Source organism: Bdellovibrionales bacterium (genome assembly GCA_018266295.1).
In the GTDB taxonomy this organism is placed as follows: Bacteria; Bdellovibrionota; Bdellovibrionia; order Bdellovibrionales; family Bdellovibrionaceae; genus JACMRP01.
Window position 1 is genome coordinate 597,444 of record JAFEAQ010000011.1, and the last position, 13,509, is coordinate 610,952.

Annotated in this window: 15 protein-coding genes; 4 read left to right on the forward strand and 11 right to left on the reverse strand. The window is 49.7% G+C overall.

Annotation, left to right across the window (positions count from 1 at the left end; genetic code table 11):
• Positions 1 to 107: 107 nt before the first annotated feature.
• The 5 genes from JSU04_11605 to JSU04_11625 form a co-directional block, all read right to left on the reverse strand.
• Positions 108 to 656: a DUF4142 domain-containing protein gene (locus JSU04_11605; protein ID MBS1970947.1), complete on the reverse strand. Its 549-nt coding sequence runs from the start codon at positions 654 to 656 to the stop codon at positions 108 to 110.
• Between the two features lie 154 nt (positions 657 to 810).
• Positions 811 to 1,845 (reverse strand): hypothetical protein, encoded by a 1,035-nt coding sequence (locus tag JSU04_11610; protein MBS1970948.1) that lies wholly within the window; start codon positions 1,843 to 1,845, stop codon positions 811 to 813.
• Positions 1,842 to 2,636, reverse strand: coding sequence for a TIGR02147 family protein (locus JSU04_11615; GenBank protein MBS1970949.1), 795 nt, complete (start codon positions 2,634 to 2,636; stop codon positions 1,842 to 1,844). Before JSU04_11615 ends, JSU04_11610 begins: the two co-directional genes overlap by 4 nt.
• 78 nt (positions 2,637 to 2,714) lie before the next feature.
• Positions 2,715 to 3,563, reverse strand: coding sequence for a hypothetical protein (locus tag JSU04_11620; protein MBS1970950.1), 849 nt, complete (start codon positions 3,561 to 3,563; stop codon positions 2,715 to 2,717).
• A gap of 103 nt (positions 3,564 to 3,666) precedes the next feature.
• Positions 3,667 to 3,972 (reverse strand): helix-turn-helix transcriptional regulator, encoded by a 306-nt coding sequence (locus JSU04_11625; protein MBS1970951.1) that lies wholly within the window; start codon positions 3,970 to 3,972, stop codon positions 3,667 to 3,669.
• 96 nt (positions 3,973 to 4,068) lie between these two features.
• On the opposite strand from JSU04_11625, the gene JSU04_11630 reads away from it, so the two are divergent.
• The 4 genes from JSU04_11630 to JSU04_11645 are packed head-to-tail and all read left to right on the forward strand — an operon-like array spanning position 4,069 to position 6,474.
• Entirely contained in the window at positions 4,069 to 5,325 is a 1,257-nt protein-coding gene (locus JSU04_11630) for an MFS transporter (protein ID MBS1970952.1), read from the forward strand.
• 40 nt (positions 5,326 to 5,365) lie between these two features.
• Positions 5,366 to 5,758, forward strand: a complete 393-nt coding sequence (locus JSU04_11635) for a VOC family protein (GenBank protein ID MBS1970953.1) — start codon at positions 5,366 to 5,368, stop codon at positions 5,756 to 5,758.
• Between the two features lie 7 nt (positions 5,759 to 5,765).
• Positions 5,766 to 6,149, forward strand: a complete 384-nt coding sequence (locus tag JSU04_11640) for a DUF3565 domain-containing protein (protein MBS1970954.1) — start codon at positions 5,766 to 5,768, stop codon at positions 6,147 to 6,149.
• 46 nt (positions 6,150 to 6,195) lie between these two features.
• Positions 6,196 to 6,474 carry a hypothetical protein gene (locus tag JSU04_11645; protein MBS1970955.1) on the forward strand — a complete coding sequence of 93 codons (279 nt, stop codon included), beginning with the start codon at positions 6,196 to 6,198 and terminating at the stop codon, positions 6,472 to 6,474.
• A 134-nt stretch (positions 6,475 to 6,608) separates the two neighbouring features.
• On the opposite strand, the gene JSU04_11650 is transcribed toward JSU04_11645, so the two are convergent.
• The 6 genes from JSU04_11650 to JSU04_11675 all read right to left on the reverse strand — a co-directional run bounded on the left by JSU04_11650 (position 6,609) and on the right by JSU04_11675 (position 13,502).
• Complete coding sequence (locus JSU04_11650) at positions 6,609 to 7,505, reverse strand: IS1 family transposase (protein MBS1970956.1); 897 nt, start codon at positions 7,503 to 7,505, stop codon at positions 6,609 to 6,611.
• 52 nt (positions 7,506 to 7,557) lie between these two features.
• Positions 7,558 to 8,400 (reverse strand): hypothetical protein, encoded by an 843-nt coding sequence (locus tag JSU04_11655; protein ID MBS1970957.1) that lies wholly within the window; start codon positions 8,398 to 8,400, stop codon positions 7,558 to 7,560.
• Positions 8,401 to 8,498: 98 nt separating this feature from the next.
• Positions 8,499 to 10,022 carry a hypothetical protein gene (locus tag JSU04_11660; protein ID MBS1970958.1) on the reverse strand — a complete coding sequence of 508 codons (1,524 nt, stop codon included), beginning with the start codon at positions 10,020 to 10,022 and terminating at the stop codon, positions 8,499 to 8,501.
• Between the two features lie 203 nt (positions 10,023 to 10,225).
• Entirely contained in the window at positions 10,226 to 10,579 is a 354-nt protein-coding gene (locus tag JSU04_11665; GenBank protein MBS1970959.1) for a hypothetical protein, read from the reverse strand.
• 115 nt (positions 10,580 to 10,694) lie between these two features.
• On the reverse strand, positions 10,695 to 12,161 hold the full coding sequence (locus JSU04_11670) for a lytic transglycosylase domain-containing protein (GenBank protein ID MBS1970960.1): 1,467 nt from the start codon (positions 12,159 to 12,161) through the stop codon (positions 10,695 to 10,697).
• A gap of 195 nt (positions 12,162 to 12,356) precedes the next feature.
• On the reverse strand, positions 12,357 to 13,502 hold the full coding sequence (locus JSU04_11675; GenBank protein MBS1970961.1) for a patatin-like phospholipase family protein: 1,146 nt from the start codon (positions 13,500 to 13,502) through the stop codon (positions 12,357 to 12,359).
• Positions 13,503 to 13,509 lie beyond the last annotated feature (7 nt).

Sequence of the window (13,509 nt, forward strand, 5' to 3'; positions counted from 1 at the left end):
TATATTAATCACATATTCCACAAGGAAAAACGCCCGCAGTAACTTCTTCGCGAAGACACTGCGGGCGCCAGGTGTTGTTGGTTGTTTACTGAAGCTGATTTCGCGGACTATGGCTGATTCAAAGAGGCTTGGATCGCTTGAGCCTCTTTGAGGTGACTTTCCACAGCGGCGCGTGTGTCAGTCAGATAAGCTTTAACATCTGCATTTTGTGCATTAGGAATCAAAGACGTATCGAGGCTTGTCAGCAACTCTTGGTGCATCATCACCTGACCGTCAATGTATGATTTGTCAAAGTCCGCATCTTTGGCATTTTTTAAATTATCGATCGCTGCATCGGCGTTCTTTTTAAGTTCACGGCTCGCATCGCTGTCAGCGCGGGCGATAGAACTTTTTACTTCCGTCTCTTTGATTTTCAGATTATTAGCCGTGTGATCGGTGACCATCTTAAGGCCGAAGTCTTTAACTTCTTGTTTTTGACCTTTTGTGATTGCCACTTGACCGGCATTGATTTCAGCGTCGTTCGCTGTTGCCAAGAGACCGAGGACCTCTGCATCGCTAAGGGGTGTCGCTGGAGGTGCTGGTGGCGTTGCCGCGTGCGCTGAGAATGCCAAAGCCGTTGCTGTGATAAATCCGAAAAAACCTGTCGTGAATTTCATACTCTCTCCTTTTTTAAAAAATTTAGGAGAGCTTGTGGGAAAATTTCAGGGGACGCAAATTTTCACGGACATTCTGTGATAAAACATCCGTAAATTTGTGCTAAGTCATCTTCGATATTTAGATCTCTTAACAATGCATCTTAAACACGCAGATCTAAAATCCGACATAACCCAAAAGTGCTTTTGATTTCTTCGAACGAAGGGGGAAGCTCATAGAATACTCGCCGCGCTCTTTCGTGAAATCAACATAGACATCGTCGATATCCACTTTATTCCAGCTGATATCAAAATCAGTGTCCGTTGAGAAAATCACCGGAGGGACCGAGGTTATAATCAACGGCCTTTCCGCAAAAGCACGAAAGAAAAGGCTCTGAGATTTTGCCTGGGATATTTTTAATATCTCCATGGCAAGCGCGGGATTACAGGCCGATTGAATCTCTGACAAACGACGACTTTTATCATGACTGAGACACTGCAGATAATCCCGTCCCAAGATATCTTTTAACAGCATCTGACCTTGGAGCTGACCTGACTTCAAGTCAAAGCGCAAACTCGCCGGCAAAAGAGTGTCCTCCATTCCGCCGGTTTTAAAAACACGGTCAAAGGCACTAAAGAAGCGGTAATAGTTATCCGGATTTTCGGCGTGTTCAAAATAGGCCTGGGCCGCCATCTCGAAGCGCACAACATCGGAATAGAGCTGCGAAACTCCGATCCACGAAGCTTCATGCAACAAAAGCGCTGCTTGCTCGGTTTCTTTCTTGAGTTCATAGAAAGTCGGAAAAAGCGCCGTGATCTGCTGGCTCGGGCTTGTCACCGCAAAAAGCACCAGCGACGACTCCGGCACACCTGCTAAATGAGAATATTCTTTTAATAAAGTACTGAGTTGCTCCGCGCTCAGTTTGCTCTGATCCAACTTATAGTAACTACGCATCTGAGTCGGATAGACCAGCGAAAGCATGTGATAGCGATTTTTCGCCGACATCGGCCAACTCATAATCTGATCTGTAAGGTACTTCATCCCCGGAATCTCCGCAGCCATTAACTCGGTCGGCACCACCGGCACCTTTGCAGAGTAAAACGTCAGATATCCACCGTTGGCTTTGATACCGCCGCCGGCGTTCGGCAGTTCTTGCCAGCTCCAGCCGTTCATCGTCGCCAAGAAAACCCCGAGGAAAAAGAAGTACTTCATTGCCTATCCTTTGTGTTTTCGAAAAAACAAACCGAGAGCGTATAGACCGCATCTTTGTCATCATCAGCACCGAGTTCTTCCGCTAGCTGACGGCGGAAATGACGGATGCGCTCTTTCGCCAGGGCGATTTTCTTTTTACTCAACGCCATGGTGACGACTGAAAACTCACGCTGATTCAGCTCTTGATCCTCGATGGCCTCCGCTGCCTGTTCTAGGACGGTTCTGTAGTGTTGGCGGATGGTCGCGGACGGAATATCCTGGGCCGCCGTGTGGTTTGCAACCACTTCATAGCGGTCTTCGTTTCGCGTAATGAATCCTTTGTTCAGTAAAAACTCGAGCGCTTCGCCGATTTTCACTCTCGACATGCCCAGACGCCGACCCAAGGTAAGCGCCGAGTGATCTTTCAAGCGCGTCGACAGAAGCTCCATCAGCGGTAGATAATGCCATTCCGAAAGCAGATTCAATTGTTCAGGCTTCAGCACCTTCACATTGGCGAAACGGGTTTTAAGACGATTTTCAGCCAGACGCTTTGCCGGCCCGGTTCCCGCACACTCGATTTCAACCAAATCTAGAAAGAGTTCGCTGTCGTTGCCCTTGAGATCAAGCTTTTCAACGAGAGTCGCCGCGCGATCGGTAGATAGCTGGCTTTTCGCTCTTAAGATGTCACTGAGATGTGTGCTGGAAAGTCCCAGATCACGGGCGAAAGCGCGCAAAGAATATGCTGAGTTCTTTGCCTGACGCCTTTTAAATTCTGTCTGGAGAATTGTGCGATAATTGAGATCAAGAAGCATGGTTCTTCATCCATGCCTCTAAAGATCTTGTCAAATAGTAAGGATTTTAGACTGTTCCGCGAATACCCGGCTTCGCTGTTAGCCGGCTTCGCTTCGGGCCACATAATCGAACATCTCTTTACGGCCTTTATAGCTGCACTTACCGCTGCTACTGCAGCTGCGGGTCGCGCACTTGCCGCGAAGGATTTCGGGCGCAGAGGAATCGTTTTTCGCAACACAGACTTTTTTAAATCCTTCGTCGCCTTTAACGCTCGCAATGGCACGAGCTGCCGCAGATGGTGCCGTGACTTTCTTCTTAGATGGTTTTGCCGGTTTTAAGGCAATCGACATAGCCGGGGCTGCGGCTTCTTCCTCGGTGAACTTTGGTACCGGAGTCGGAGTGGCTTCTACAACCACCTTTTTCTCAGGCAGTGGTGGCAAAACCGCAGAAGGATCCGTGTCCACTTCACTCGCAGATGCCGTCGAATCAGCCGCTGCGACCGCAGCAGGCGCGGCGGCTGGAGCTGGAGTCGCGACATTCGCAGCGGATTTTGCAGCTTTTGTTTTTAATTTCTTTTCCTTTGCCGAGTGTCTCTTAGGAGACGGTGCCGAGTCCCCGTCCGCAAACATATTTGAAGTCACGAGTTCGGCATATTGCTCAAGCACGCGAATATCGCCCTTGACTGAGCAATCAGTGTTGGAGCCCTCAGAGCAGATTTTTTCAACGCACTTTCCGCGCAGCACAGGATTGGCTTCACGGTTCTGTGTACCAATACAACGAGTGACGACGATTCTCGAGTCATCATTCACCCGCTGAGCCTTACAAATTTTTGTCTGGTCTTCGCCGTCGCTAAAGCAGCTCGGCACCACTTCCGCGGCTCTTTTAGGCGTAAAAAGCGAACAGGCCGATAAGCCTAAACTTAAGGCAATAAGTAGTGTGTATTTCAATGAGTGCTCCTGCTGAGGTCCTTCACTATTGCACCAAGAAAGTGTTTATCGGTAAAGCGACGAGTGCGTCCTGTCCAAAAATGAAACAAGAATTCTGTACGCTCTACTTGGTAGAAACAACCAGCTCGAGCAAGCCCGGAAATCTCTTTTTGAGCTCCGTGGTTCGGAGCGAAGTCATACGGCGGGTGCCCTCCTGCCGAGTCCGAATAACGCCGGCCTCCCGCAGGATTTGCAGGTGATGCGAGAAGGTCGCTTTGGTAATTGTATAGTCGAAGGTGCCGCAGGCTTTCTCTTCGTCAGGGGCGGTCAGTAGCTGCTTTACAATAGAGATACGCACAGGATCGCCGAGAGCTTTCAGGACCTGTTCCAAAGTAATACTTTTTAAGTTCGGATGACTAATAGTTTCCATTGTTAGATAAATATCTAACAATCTTCTTGCCCTTTTTCAAGCCCGGGATTAAGTTTTTATTGTTCGATGCTTGTCTAACAAGCTGAAAGGCTCAATGTGGCACACTCTCACTCTCCTGCTCACGCTAAAAATCTTTCTTCTGGCTTAACACTTCTTCTGGGCGCTGCGGTCGGCACGATTGCCGCCAACCTCTACTATGCCCAGCCACTCGTCGCCCTGATCGCAAAATCACTGAATCTCGACCCGGCGATGGCGGGACTCGTTGTCACGCTCACACAAATAGGTTACGGACTCGGCGTCCTCTTTATTGTTCCCCTCGGTGACTTGGTTGAAAACCGTAAGCTTATTCTCAGTATGCTAGGGCTTGGGATTCTCGCGATTCTTTCACTGGGCGTTGCGACTCAGCTCATTCCCTATTTTGCAGCGGCCTTTGCCGTGGGCCTCGGCGCCTCCTCGGTGCAAATCATCGTCCCCTATGCGGCTCACTTGGCGCCAGAACATGCGCGTGGTCGTATTGTTGGTAATCTCATGAGCGGCCTTATGCTCGGAATCATGCTGTCGCGCCCGATTGCAAGTTTGCTGACGGATTTATTAAGTTGGCATGCGGTGTTTTTCTTATCGGCGGCGTTTATGACAGCCCTCGGAGTGGCTCTTTATAAGTTCTTGCCCGAGCGTCACCCGAACTCCGGAGCCCAAAGCTACTCGGCGTTGATTGCCTCGATGGGACATCTCTTAGTGCGCACGCCGGTGCTTCGCCGTCGCGCGATTTATCAGGCTTGCATGTTCGGAGCGTTCTGCCTGTTCTGGACCGCAACGCCGTTGCTGCTTTCGGGCCCTGAGTTTCATCTTTCACAAACGGCCATTGCGCTCTTTGCACTCGCCGGAGTTTCTGGCGCGATCGCCGCGCCATTTGCGGGCCGCTATGCCGATCGTGGCTTCAGCCGAAGCGTCACCGCCCTTGCGATGATCGGCGGGATCGTCGCCTTTTTACTGACTCGTCTGTTTGAGCCCGGATCCATGACGGCCCTAGCACTCTTGGTGATTGCGGCGATCCTGCTGGATGCAGGTGTGACGGCAAACTTGGTTCTTGGCCAGCGTGCGATCTTCTCACTCAGAGCAAAATACCGTAGCCGCATGAACGGTCTTTATATCGCCACCATCTTCATCGGCGGCGCGATGGGCTCTTACTTCGGCGCCTGGGCGTTCTCCCGTGGAGGCTGGCCGTTGACAGCTTTTGTTGGCTTGCTTTTTCCACTCAGCGCACTTGTTTATTATGGAACTGAATGGGTTACAGGATTCCAGAAGACATCCGCGGCCGTGAAAGCACGCCGCGTGTCCATCCCTGAAGCCTAGTGACTTGTACATCCCCCAACGGGCGCGCTATCATTGAAGAATGAAAATTGATCGCCTAGATCATCTTGTTTTAACGGTGAAAGATATCGACGCCACCTGTGAGTTTTATCAAAAAGCTCTCGGGATGGAAGTCGTTACCTTTAAAGGCACACGCAAAGCGCTTTCTTTCGGACAGCAAAAGATAAACCTCCACCAAGCCGGCAAAGAATTTGAACCAAAAGCAGAGCGCCCCACACCCGGCTCTGCGGATTTGTGTTTTATTACAACGACTCCGGTTCACGAAGCGCAAAAACATCTCGAATCTCAAGGCATTAAAATCATCGAAGGCCCGGTTGAAAGAACCGGCGCGACCGGCCCCATTTTATCGATCTATTTTCGCGATTCCGATTTAAATCTTATTGAAATTTCAAACAACGTGAAGACTGAGAAGTAGAAATATTATGAAACAAAAAATCACAGGCTTTCATGTCGATGTTGAAAATCACTGGGTGGCGGAGCTTGAATGCGGTCACAACCAACACATGCGCCATGATCCCCCGTGGATGGAAAGACCTTGGGTCCTGACACTCGAAGGACGGAATAGCCGCTTGGGTCACGTACTGAACTGTGTCCGCTGCGATGAGATGGCGGACAAAGCCGGCAAAGCCGTTCTCGAAGCCGCTCGCTCTGCTTTGATGGAGGCTTATGAAGACGGCGGCATGAGTGGCCTCTGCGCCGAAGGCCGCTGGGATTTAGCCCTGGATGCACTGAAGAAACTCGACCTTAAGACTGTACTAAACAAAGCGCTCAGTTCCGACGAAGACGCAGGCTCGAACAAGTCCTAGCAGAAATTTTCTTTTCGCTCTCAGTGGGACGCGCTAACATAAATCCATGACGACAAGATCTATTCGCTTTCAGCCAGATCCTTTAGACCACGCATTGATTGATTTTAATTTCGAGGGAAAAGATTTTTCTCCGACAGCCGTTGCCCTCATCCGCAATGAGTCCTACACCGGTTGTTCTTTGGTGATCAACACCAGTCAGACACTCACTCCAGGACAGAAAATCAAAGTCTCGGTCGGTCGCATCGGCGTTCTTCCCTGCAAGATTGTTTGGGGTAAAGAGCTTGAGCCTTCACTAATTCAAATCGGCGTGCAGTTCTTAGACTAAAAAAACTGGCCCCTTTAAATGTTGATGGAAAACTACTAGCTCCGAAGGTCTTCCTATATCCTGATACCCGAAGGGCAGCGCAGCTCATCGAGGCACTGCCTCGATCTCCGCTTCCTGACGGCCATCCAGGCATTTTAAATAGTTCGGATTTTATTTATAAGACTTAAATTGTGATAAAGCGCATAGAGCGCAAAATGCAGAGATAATCTCTCAGGCTTTTTCGTCGTACACCAAGTCCTACGAAATAACCGATTCATATTCGCTCGGGCCATGGCAAAGGAATGATTAAGGCTAAATAGTGGATCAAAGCCTCCGGCTTTAAGTTCGCCCTGGCCCACGACGCAGCCTCGACGTCCTTTATATGTGACATGTTTACTCATAGGAAAGTGAGATTTAAGATCCCCTCCGTAATGAGGATTCTGGTCAGACTGAAAAAGTGCATCTCCCTCAGCGAACTCTTTTAATTCACTAAAAAGCTCGTGCCTTGCTTGAGGTCTTTCATCTTTTCTCGCCCCATATTTTTTACGAGAGACTTTGGCGAGTAAACCCTTTGCTGGCATTTTTGCGACTCTAAATCCCAAGATCCTTCGCGAGTGTTCTTCAACCGCCATAATTACAGATACTGGCTTACACTTTGAATGTTCAAAGGTCTCTAGGTCATCAAATTGCACCGAGGTGGCTTTGGGGAATTTTCTATTTTGTAAAAGTAGATAATCATAAGCAAATAGTCCTATGAACAAAAACTTTCTCACAATGGTTTTGCGATTTACACGAAGAACCTTAGCAAGCCGTCGCTGCGAGAGACCACTCACGTAGAGTTCGTAAAGAGGTCCGTTTAAATGACGCTTTTTTTGGTAATAACAGCGGCTCAGCTTTGCTTCAGAAAACGTTTTCTTGCAATCAAGGCATCGGTAGCGCTGCAGGCGTTTAAGATCACTTTTGCGGGTAAAGTGGCCGAAACAGACGACCGATTTCGGAGAGTCGGACGGATCTTTTAGTTGAGATGTACAATAAACACACTGGGGATGCATGAAGAATGGCAAGAGCAAGACTCTTGCCATCAACATTTAAAGGGGCCAGTTTTTAGTAGTTACAAATAAAAATCGCCCCATTGCCGGCAGCACTAGCCGGCGTTTTAAATCCGCCGCCACCACCACCGCCGTAGTTACCGCCGTTGCCGCCGATTCCGTTAGCTGTCGCCGCTCCGTCGCCGCCACCGCCGCCGCCGCCACCACTACCGAAGACGAGTGAAACATCAATATTAGAACCATTGCCACCGGCTCCGCCATTGCCAGTTCCTGAGCCAGGCCCTGCCGTACCACCAGCTCCGCCGCCACCACCGCCGGCTCCGCCCGCACCACCCGTGCTGATTCCCCCCGTCGTACCATCACCCCCGGCACCCGTGGGACCACCGGCACCGCCGCCGCCTCCGCCCATCCAGAAGACTCCTTGGCCGGCCCCTTTTCCGCCTTTGTATCTCACAGAACTTGTTGATGGTAATGAAGCTGTATCAGAACCGCCAGCGCCCCCTGCGGTCGATGTGCCATTGGCGCCACCTTTTGCAACCATGATTGCACAATTGAATATGCAGGTATCACGCTTTGAAGCCGTAGGGTCCCCACCAATACCAATTTGGTATGTGATGGTTCCAGAAAGGCTTGCGCCCATTATTTTTATGTAAGCCCCACCGCCGCCACCGCCGCCGCCTTCACCGGAAGTTCCGACGCCGCCGGCTCCGCCAGCGCCGATCATCTCTACTTGAAAATTGGTGAGCCAGCCTCCCGGGATGGTCCAAGTGGTTCCGTTTGTTAGTAGAACCTTATTCACACACACGATCGGTGTTGGAGTGGGGCCTTTCCAAAATGCGAAGGGAATTGTTGCGGCGAGAGCGCTTTCCAGCCACAGTACTACGTTCAACAAATTCATCTTTATATCGTAGCACGCAGGAAAAATGCTTCCATCCTCATAAATTTTTTATCGTTCCCTGTTTTACAAACGTAAAGAGGGAACGACCGAAAAATAGACTACTGATTCACGCACGAACGTATTTGCTTGCGAATTCCCTGGACGAAGTTCCAGCGCTTTTGCGCTGCTGGATTGGCTTTCCAGCTATCGAGATGATCATAAAGAACTTTGGCATACTCTGAGGTCACTAACATTTCTGGCAAGTACGGATTGTTCAAACAGAACAATTGCACGGCCTCTTTGATCTCAAGCCCAAAGTAGAATTCGAAATGATCCGAGAATTCCGGAGTGTACCAAAGTCGTTTGAACATCTTCACTCGCAACGAAGGATCTTGAGTGTTTAACAACTGATCCAAAGTCTTCTGCTGAGCTGTTGTCGTCGGCGTCTCTGGATAGCGCTCAGGTGTACACGAAGTTAAATGTGTCCAAATCTCAGCCGCCGTTGGCGCAACGTAAGGCTGCGGATAACTCTTATTGTAGATCGGACAAGCCATCGTCATGATCGCTGCAAGCTTTTTCGCTTTGCCAGAAAGATCCGACTTATTCACGCAGTAGTTAATCACAACTGTTGCGCCGGCCGGAATATTCTGTTGAATCGTCACAGTTTGGCCTGACAACACGAAAGGAACTTCCATTCCATTCACTGTTACTTTCACAGAAGACGGATCGACTCCATCATGAGTCAAAGTAAATGCCGCATTCGCACTCGAGCCTTCACCCAACACGAGTTTCTGCAACGAAGCACCGATCTGGCTCTTATCCAAATCAATCGCCGTGCCCTTGCTGAGTGAAATCATATCTGTATAACCATAACCGATTTCATCGCCATCAGCCGACGGTGCCGGAGCTTGAGCATGAATAATTCCAGACACAGCTAAAGACTGCGCCCCTTTAAGAGTCTTTAAACGACTTGTAAGACCTTGAGCCGTCAAACCTTCACAGTCACGAATACGTGCCGCAAGTTTTGCAGGATCGGTCTCTGCAGGAACTCCTGCAGGTGTGATCGCACAAATATCTCGTTGATCGGCAACGAAGATCACGGTCAAAGAAGCTTCTGCGCGGAACATGCCATCAGCTTGCGAAGCCGCGAGAAGTCCCGGAGTCGTTATGCCGTTAAATAAAGAAAACATTCCCTCTTCACCACCGCCTGCGTTGGCATCCTGAGGCAAAGAGCTCAGCTTATGATTCATGAATGTGTTCATCTGTGATGAAGTCAGCATTTTTGATTTCAAAACAGCTGGTTCGCCCGTGGCTTTAAACATCGCTCCGGACTGAGTAGAAAGACTTCCATGGGCCAGCATCACACCGACATTAATATCGGCACCCACAGGCAGAGAATTCATCAGTTGAGAAATGCCGGTTTTTATTCTGCCAAGTTCATCAGTCATTGAATCCGATGTATCGACAACGAAAAGGATATCCATAGGACTCGAACTGCCGACAGGCACCGTGTAAGTCTCTTGATAGCAGTCGCTACCAACAGTGACACAGGTGTTGGCACTTTTATTACGGGCCTCCACGGGTTGGACTGCGGTCAGCAGAGTCAGCACAGAAAAAATGGCAAAATTGAACTTCAAATTCATCGGGAACCTCACTTCCATATAAAGCTTGCGACTTACCAAGCAAAGAGGTCGCCACGATGGCCTTCAATTTAAGGGGTGCTCCCGAGAATTCATTGAATAGCAATTAGACACGAAACCCAAAAGTGTTATCAACGGACAACACTTTTGCCCGTTCCCTACAGAGTGGCCTCGGAGAGGGAACGGTATCAAAGATGAAGAAATTCTTAGCGAGCAACAGTCGTTCTGCCCTTGCTACATTTGAAGTGCATGTAGACGTATTGTTCTTGCGACTGTGTAGATGAAGTCGAAATGTGGTTATTAGAGACATTCGAGTTTGAATAAGTTTGTCCGGTGAATTCACGCTGAGAGTTTTCGCCCATCAATTGAGGACGGCCTGGGCTGCAATAAGCATTCATCTCTTCAACGGCCTTCGCGCGATTTTTATCACCCATGAACCAAGCAGTGCTATAGCGAACGGTCCCGCCGCGAGTGGGTCTATAGTCTTTTTTAACCATTTCTGCGCATCCAGAAAGAAGCAATAAAGCGACAGGTAATAAGAATTTAAAAGATGTTCTCATAAGCACTCCTGTTAGATGACTGAACAAGAATGCAAGCCACGGACCGGTTGAGATTAAATAAATCCCAAGCGGCCTAGATCAAAATGAGACACTGACGAATTGGGGCACGGAGGTGCTACATTCCAGACAAAGTCTGAGCGCCGGCTGTCGGCTTCGGCAAGATCGCCTGATAGACCTTATAATTACGGCGCACTAGGCGCACGTACTCGCGGGTCTCAGTGTAAGGAATCATCTCTACGAAGAGATCGATGTTTTTCGTTTGATAGCGCTTCTGCCACTGGCGAACCGCCGCGGGACCGGCATTATAAGCCGCTAAGGCGAGTTCTACAGAACCGAAGTCATTAATCAGCTGAGCGAGGAACTCAGAGCCTGCATGAATATTCACATTCGGATCAACGAGATCCTTCTGCTTCTTCACGCCGAAGTTCTTCGCAGTCGGATAAATCAGCTGCATTAAACCCGCTGCCCTCGCACGACTACGAGCCATCGGATTAAACGCACTTTCCTGACGGATCAAAGCTTTCACCAGAACCGGGTCCGTGTTTTTGCTGTTTTCTAAAATTTGATTCCAGTAACGAACCGGGAAAAGCAGATTGGCCACTGCCGGAGTCGCCATCTCAGGATGTTCGCCGAGGAATTTATGCAGCGTTTGGAATACCGGCAGATCGGCCCCAGCAAAATTCATCATCACCAGCATCGAAGTCTGAAACGGCACAGGCAAAGCGCGCAATTTATCGTAATTGATTTTGCTTGCCAGATACTGAATCGTCTCCGGCTGGTTCTTTTCATAGAGCTCGACAAACGACGCCAGCAATCGGTCCCAGTCTTCAGATCCGCTCTTCGTACCGAGAGTCCAGCGATAACTGCCACGCTCTACATTTTTGGCATCGCCGAGCAAAATCCCGTAGCCGCCCCACGGATTGCGCTCTGCCACATTCGCCGCACCACCCGAGCAGAAACTGCGCAAGTAATTCAAACGATCACTCACACCACGCTCGACCGTATCAGGAAATTTACCAAGATATTCCGTCGCTTTATTACAATCACCTTTTTGAATCGCAAAGACGGCCAGTTTAAACAGGCTTTCCTGGCGCGAGAACGCCTGGCACACCAAGCCTTTTTCATGCAACGCTTGCGAAGACGCCATCGCCCCTTCTTCTGGGAAATCGATTTCCAAAGTCATCGCCATGGCTTGAGCTTCCACCGCTTGACCACAATGGAAGTTCTCACCCTGCAATTGCGTTGCATAGTGCGCACGGCGCGCCGGAGTCCATTCACGGAATTTACGAATAAACGCTGTCAGAACATTGCGATCTTTAGGAATCGCCTGCGTGATACGCTCGGCACGAATCGCTGTCGGCAATTGCGCCGCAGGATCACGGCCATTCAAGCCGTCATAACTTTTTGCTGTCACTTGCGTTTTCAAATAGGCCACTGTCGGTGTGGCACCTTGCTGGAGTGCTTGGTCTAACTCCACCGCTCCATCAGATGCGGGGATCAAGACGGGAACCGCCGCCGGACGACGTTCTTTGCTGGCACAGGCCGAAACAACCAAAAGCGAAGTGATCAGTATTTTGCGCATAAATACTTATCGGCAGAATGCGATTTTCTTTAAGGTTTTACCGACCGTACAACAAGAGGATAACAGTTCTTTTGGCGGCTTCTGCATCACTCAGAGACGGAGTGATCTTTTTCATCATTCCCGAGATCGAAGACGTGGTCTTCGTCCAGTGGCCTTTAGGCTGGACAGCCCCGGCTGAGGAGAAAAAATCGGAGCCTAGGAGAAAAAATCGATGATTTCGTCTTTTCTTTTCATCGTATCTTCGTAGCCGGCCTCCAGAAGCGTTCTGATGTACTGGGGCTCAAAAGAGAGATAACTCAATAAATCAGTACCACGATCTTCCTTAAGTCCAATGCCCTTTAGCAGAAATCGCAATGTTGCCGGAAGTTGCGACAATCCAACCTCGGACATTTGACCAATTTCCACGGTGGGCTTCATCACCAACACTGGAATATTTCGGAGGTGATCCTTGCCCCGACCCAACTCTTCCTCACTCATCAGGGACACGGTCCGGTTGATCCGCGCTAGCCGCGCCAGATCCGCATCCAGAGCATCGAAAAAAAGACCATTCAAAATAGTTCCGGCGATCTCTCCGATAGTCACGTGACCGACATGCTGATTTTCATTGGTCGACTCGGCACTCGGACCGCGAATCCCGATCACGAGCAATTTCTCGGCACCCATTCGAACCGCAGCACTCAGAGGCGAATTCAAGCGCACCATGCCGTCGCCATAGTGATATTCACCGATTTTTTTCGGCGGAAAAAAGATCGGAATCGATGACGAGGCAATCACATGCTCCGCCTTCAATTCTGCCCGCACACTAATCCGGTTCAGAGTTTTCCAATCCTCGATGCTCCCATTGCCACCATAGAACGTCACCGATTGGCCTGTCTGATAATTGACGGTGGTCACCGACAGAGCATGCAAGGCGCCCGTTCTCAAGTGCTCGCGCAAACCGTGATAGTTAATCTTAGACTCGATGAACTTCTGCAAGGGGGCTGTATCTAAAAGATAGTTGATCTGCTTGTGATTTTGGTGAACGCCGCCCAGACTGCGGTCTTTAATCCATCGCAAAGCCATGGAGACCACATTGGGAATTTCAGTATTAAAAACTTTTTCTGTGGTCAGGCCAGCCCATTCATCCCACATACTTTGCACAGCCCGCTCGAAATTTTCAGTCCGGCCGGCAAGCCAAGTCCCGTTAATTGCTCCGGCCGAATAGCCGGAGATCACACGAAATGGATTTGTTTCGAAATTCGTAATCGCCGAGATCGCACGCAAGACCCCCACTTGGTAGGCCGCCCGGGCACCACCGCCAGTAAGGACTATTCCTAAGCGTCGCTTCGTGGGATCTCGCATAGAATAC

Bases quoted from the DNA above. Each gene is read 5' to 3' on its own strand.
- JSU04_11605 (MBS1970947.1), bottom strand. From the start codon at position 656: ATGAAATTCACGACAGGTTTTTTCGGATTTATCACAGCAACGGCTTTG.
- JSU04_11610 (MBS1970948.1), bottom strand. From the start codon at position 1,845: ATGAAGTACTTCTTTTTCCTCGGGGTTTTCTTGGCGACGATGAACGGC.
- JSU04_11615 (MBS1970949.1), bottom strand. From the start codon at position 2,636: ATGCTTCTTGATCTCAATTATCGCACAATTCTCCAGACAGAATTTAAA.
- JSU04_11625 (MBS1970951.1), bottom strand. From the start codon at position 3,972: ATGGAAACTATTAGTCATCCGAACTTAAAAAGTATTACTTTGGAACAG.
- JSU04_11635 (MBS1970953.1), top strand. From the start codon at position 5,366: ATGAAAATTGATCGCCTAGATCATCTTGTTTTAACGGTGAAAGATATC.
- JSU04_11640 (MBS1970954.1), top strand. From the start codon at position 5,766: ATGAAACAAAAAATCACAGGCTTTCATGTCGATGTTGAAAATCACTGG.
- JSU04_11645 (MBS1970955.1), top strand. From the start codon at position 6,196: ATGACGACAAGATCTATTCGCTTTCAGCCAGATCCTTTAGACCACGCA.
- JSU04_11650 (MBS1970956.1), bottom strand. From the start codon at position 7,505: ATGCATCCCCAGTGTGTTTATTGTACATCTCAACTAAAAGATCCGTCC.
- JSU04_11655 (MBS1970957.1), bottom strand. From the start codon at position 8,400: ATGAATTTGTTGAACGTAGTACTGTGGCTGGAAAGCGCTCTCGCCGCA.
- JSU04_11660 (MBS1970958.1), bottom strand. From the start codon at position 10,022: ATGAATTTGAAGTTCAATTTTGCCATTTTTTCTGTGCTGACTCTGCTG.
- JSU04_11665 (MBS1970959.1), bottom strand. From the start codon at position 10,579: ATGAGAACATCTTTTAAATTCTTATTACCTGTCGCTTTATTGCTTCTT.
- JSU04_11670 (MBS1970960.1), bottom strand. From the start codon at position 12,161: ATGCGCAAAATACTGATCACTTCGCTTTTGGTTGTTTCGGCCTGTGCC.
- JSU04_11675 (MBS1970961.1), bottom strand. From the start codon at position 13,502: ATGCGAGATCCCACGAAGCGACGCTTAGGAATAGTCCTTACTGGCGGT.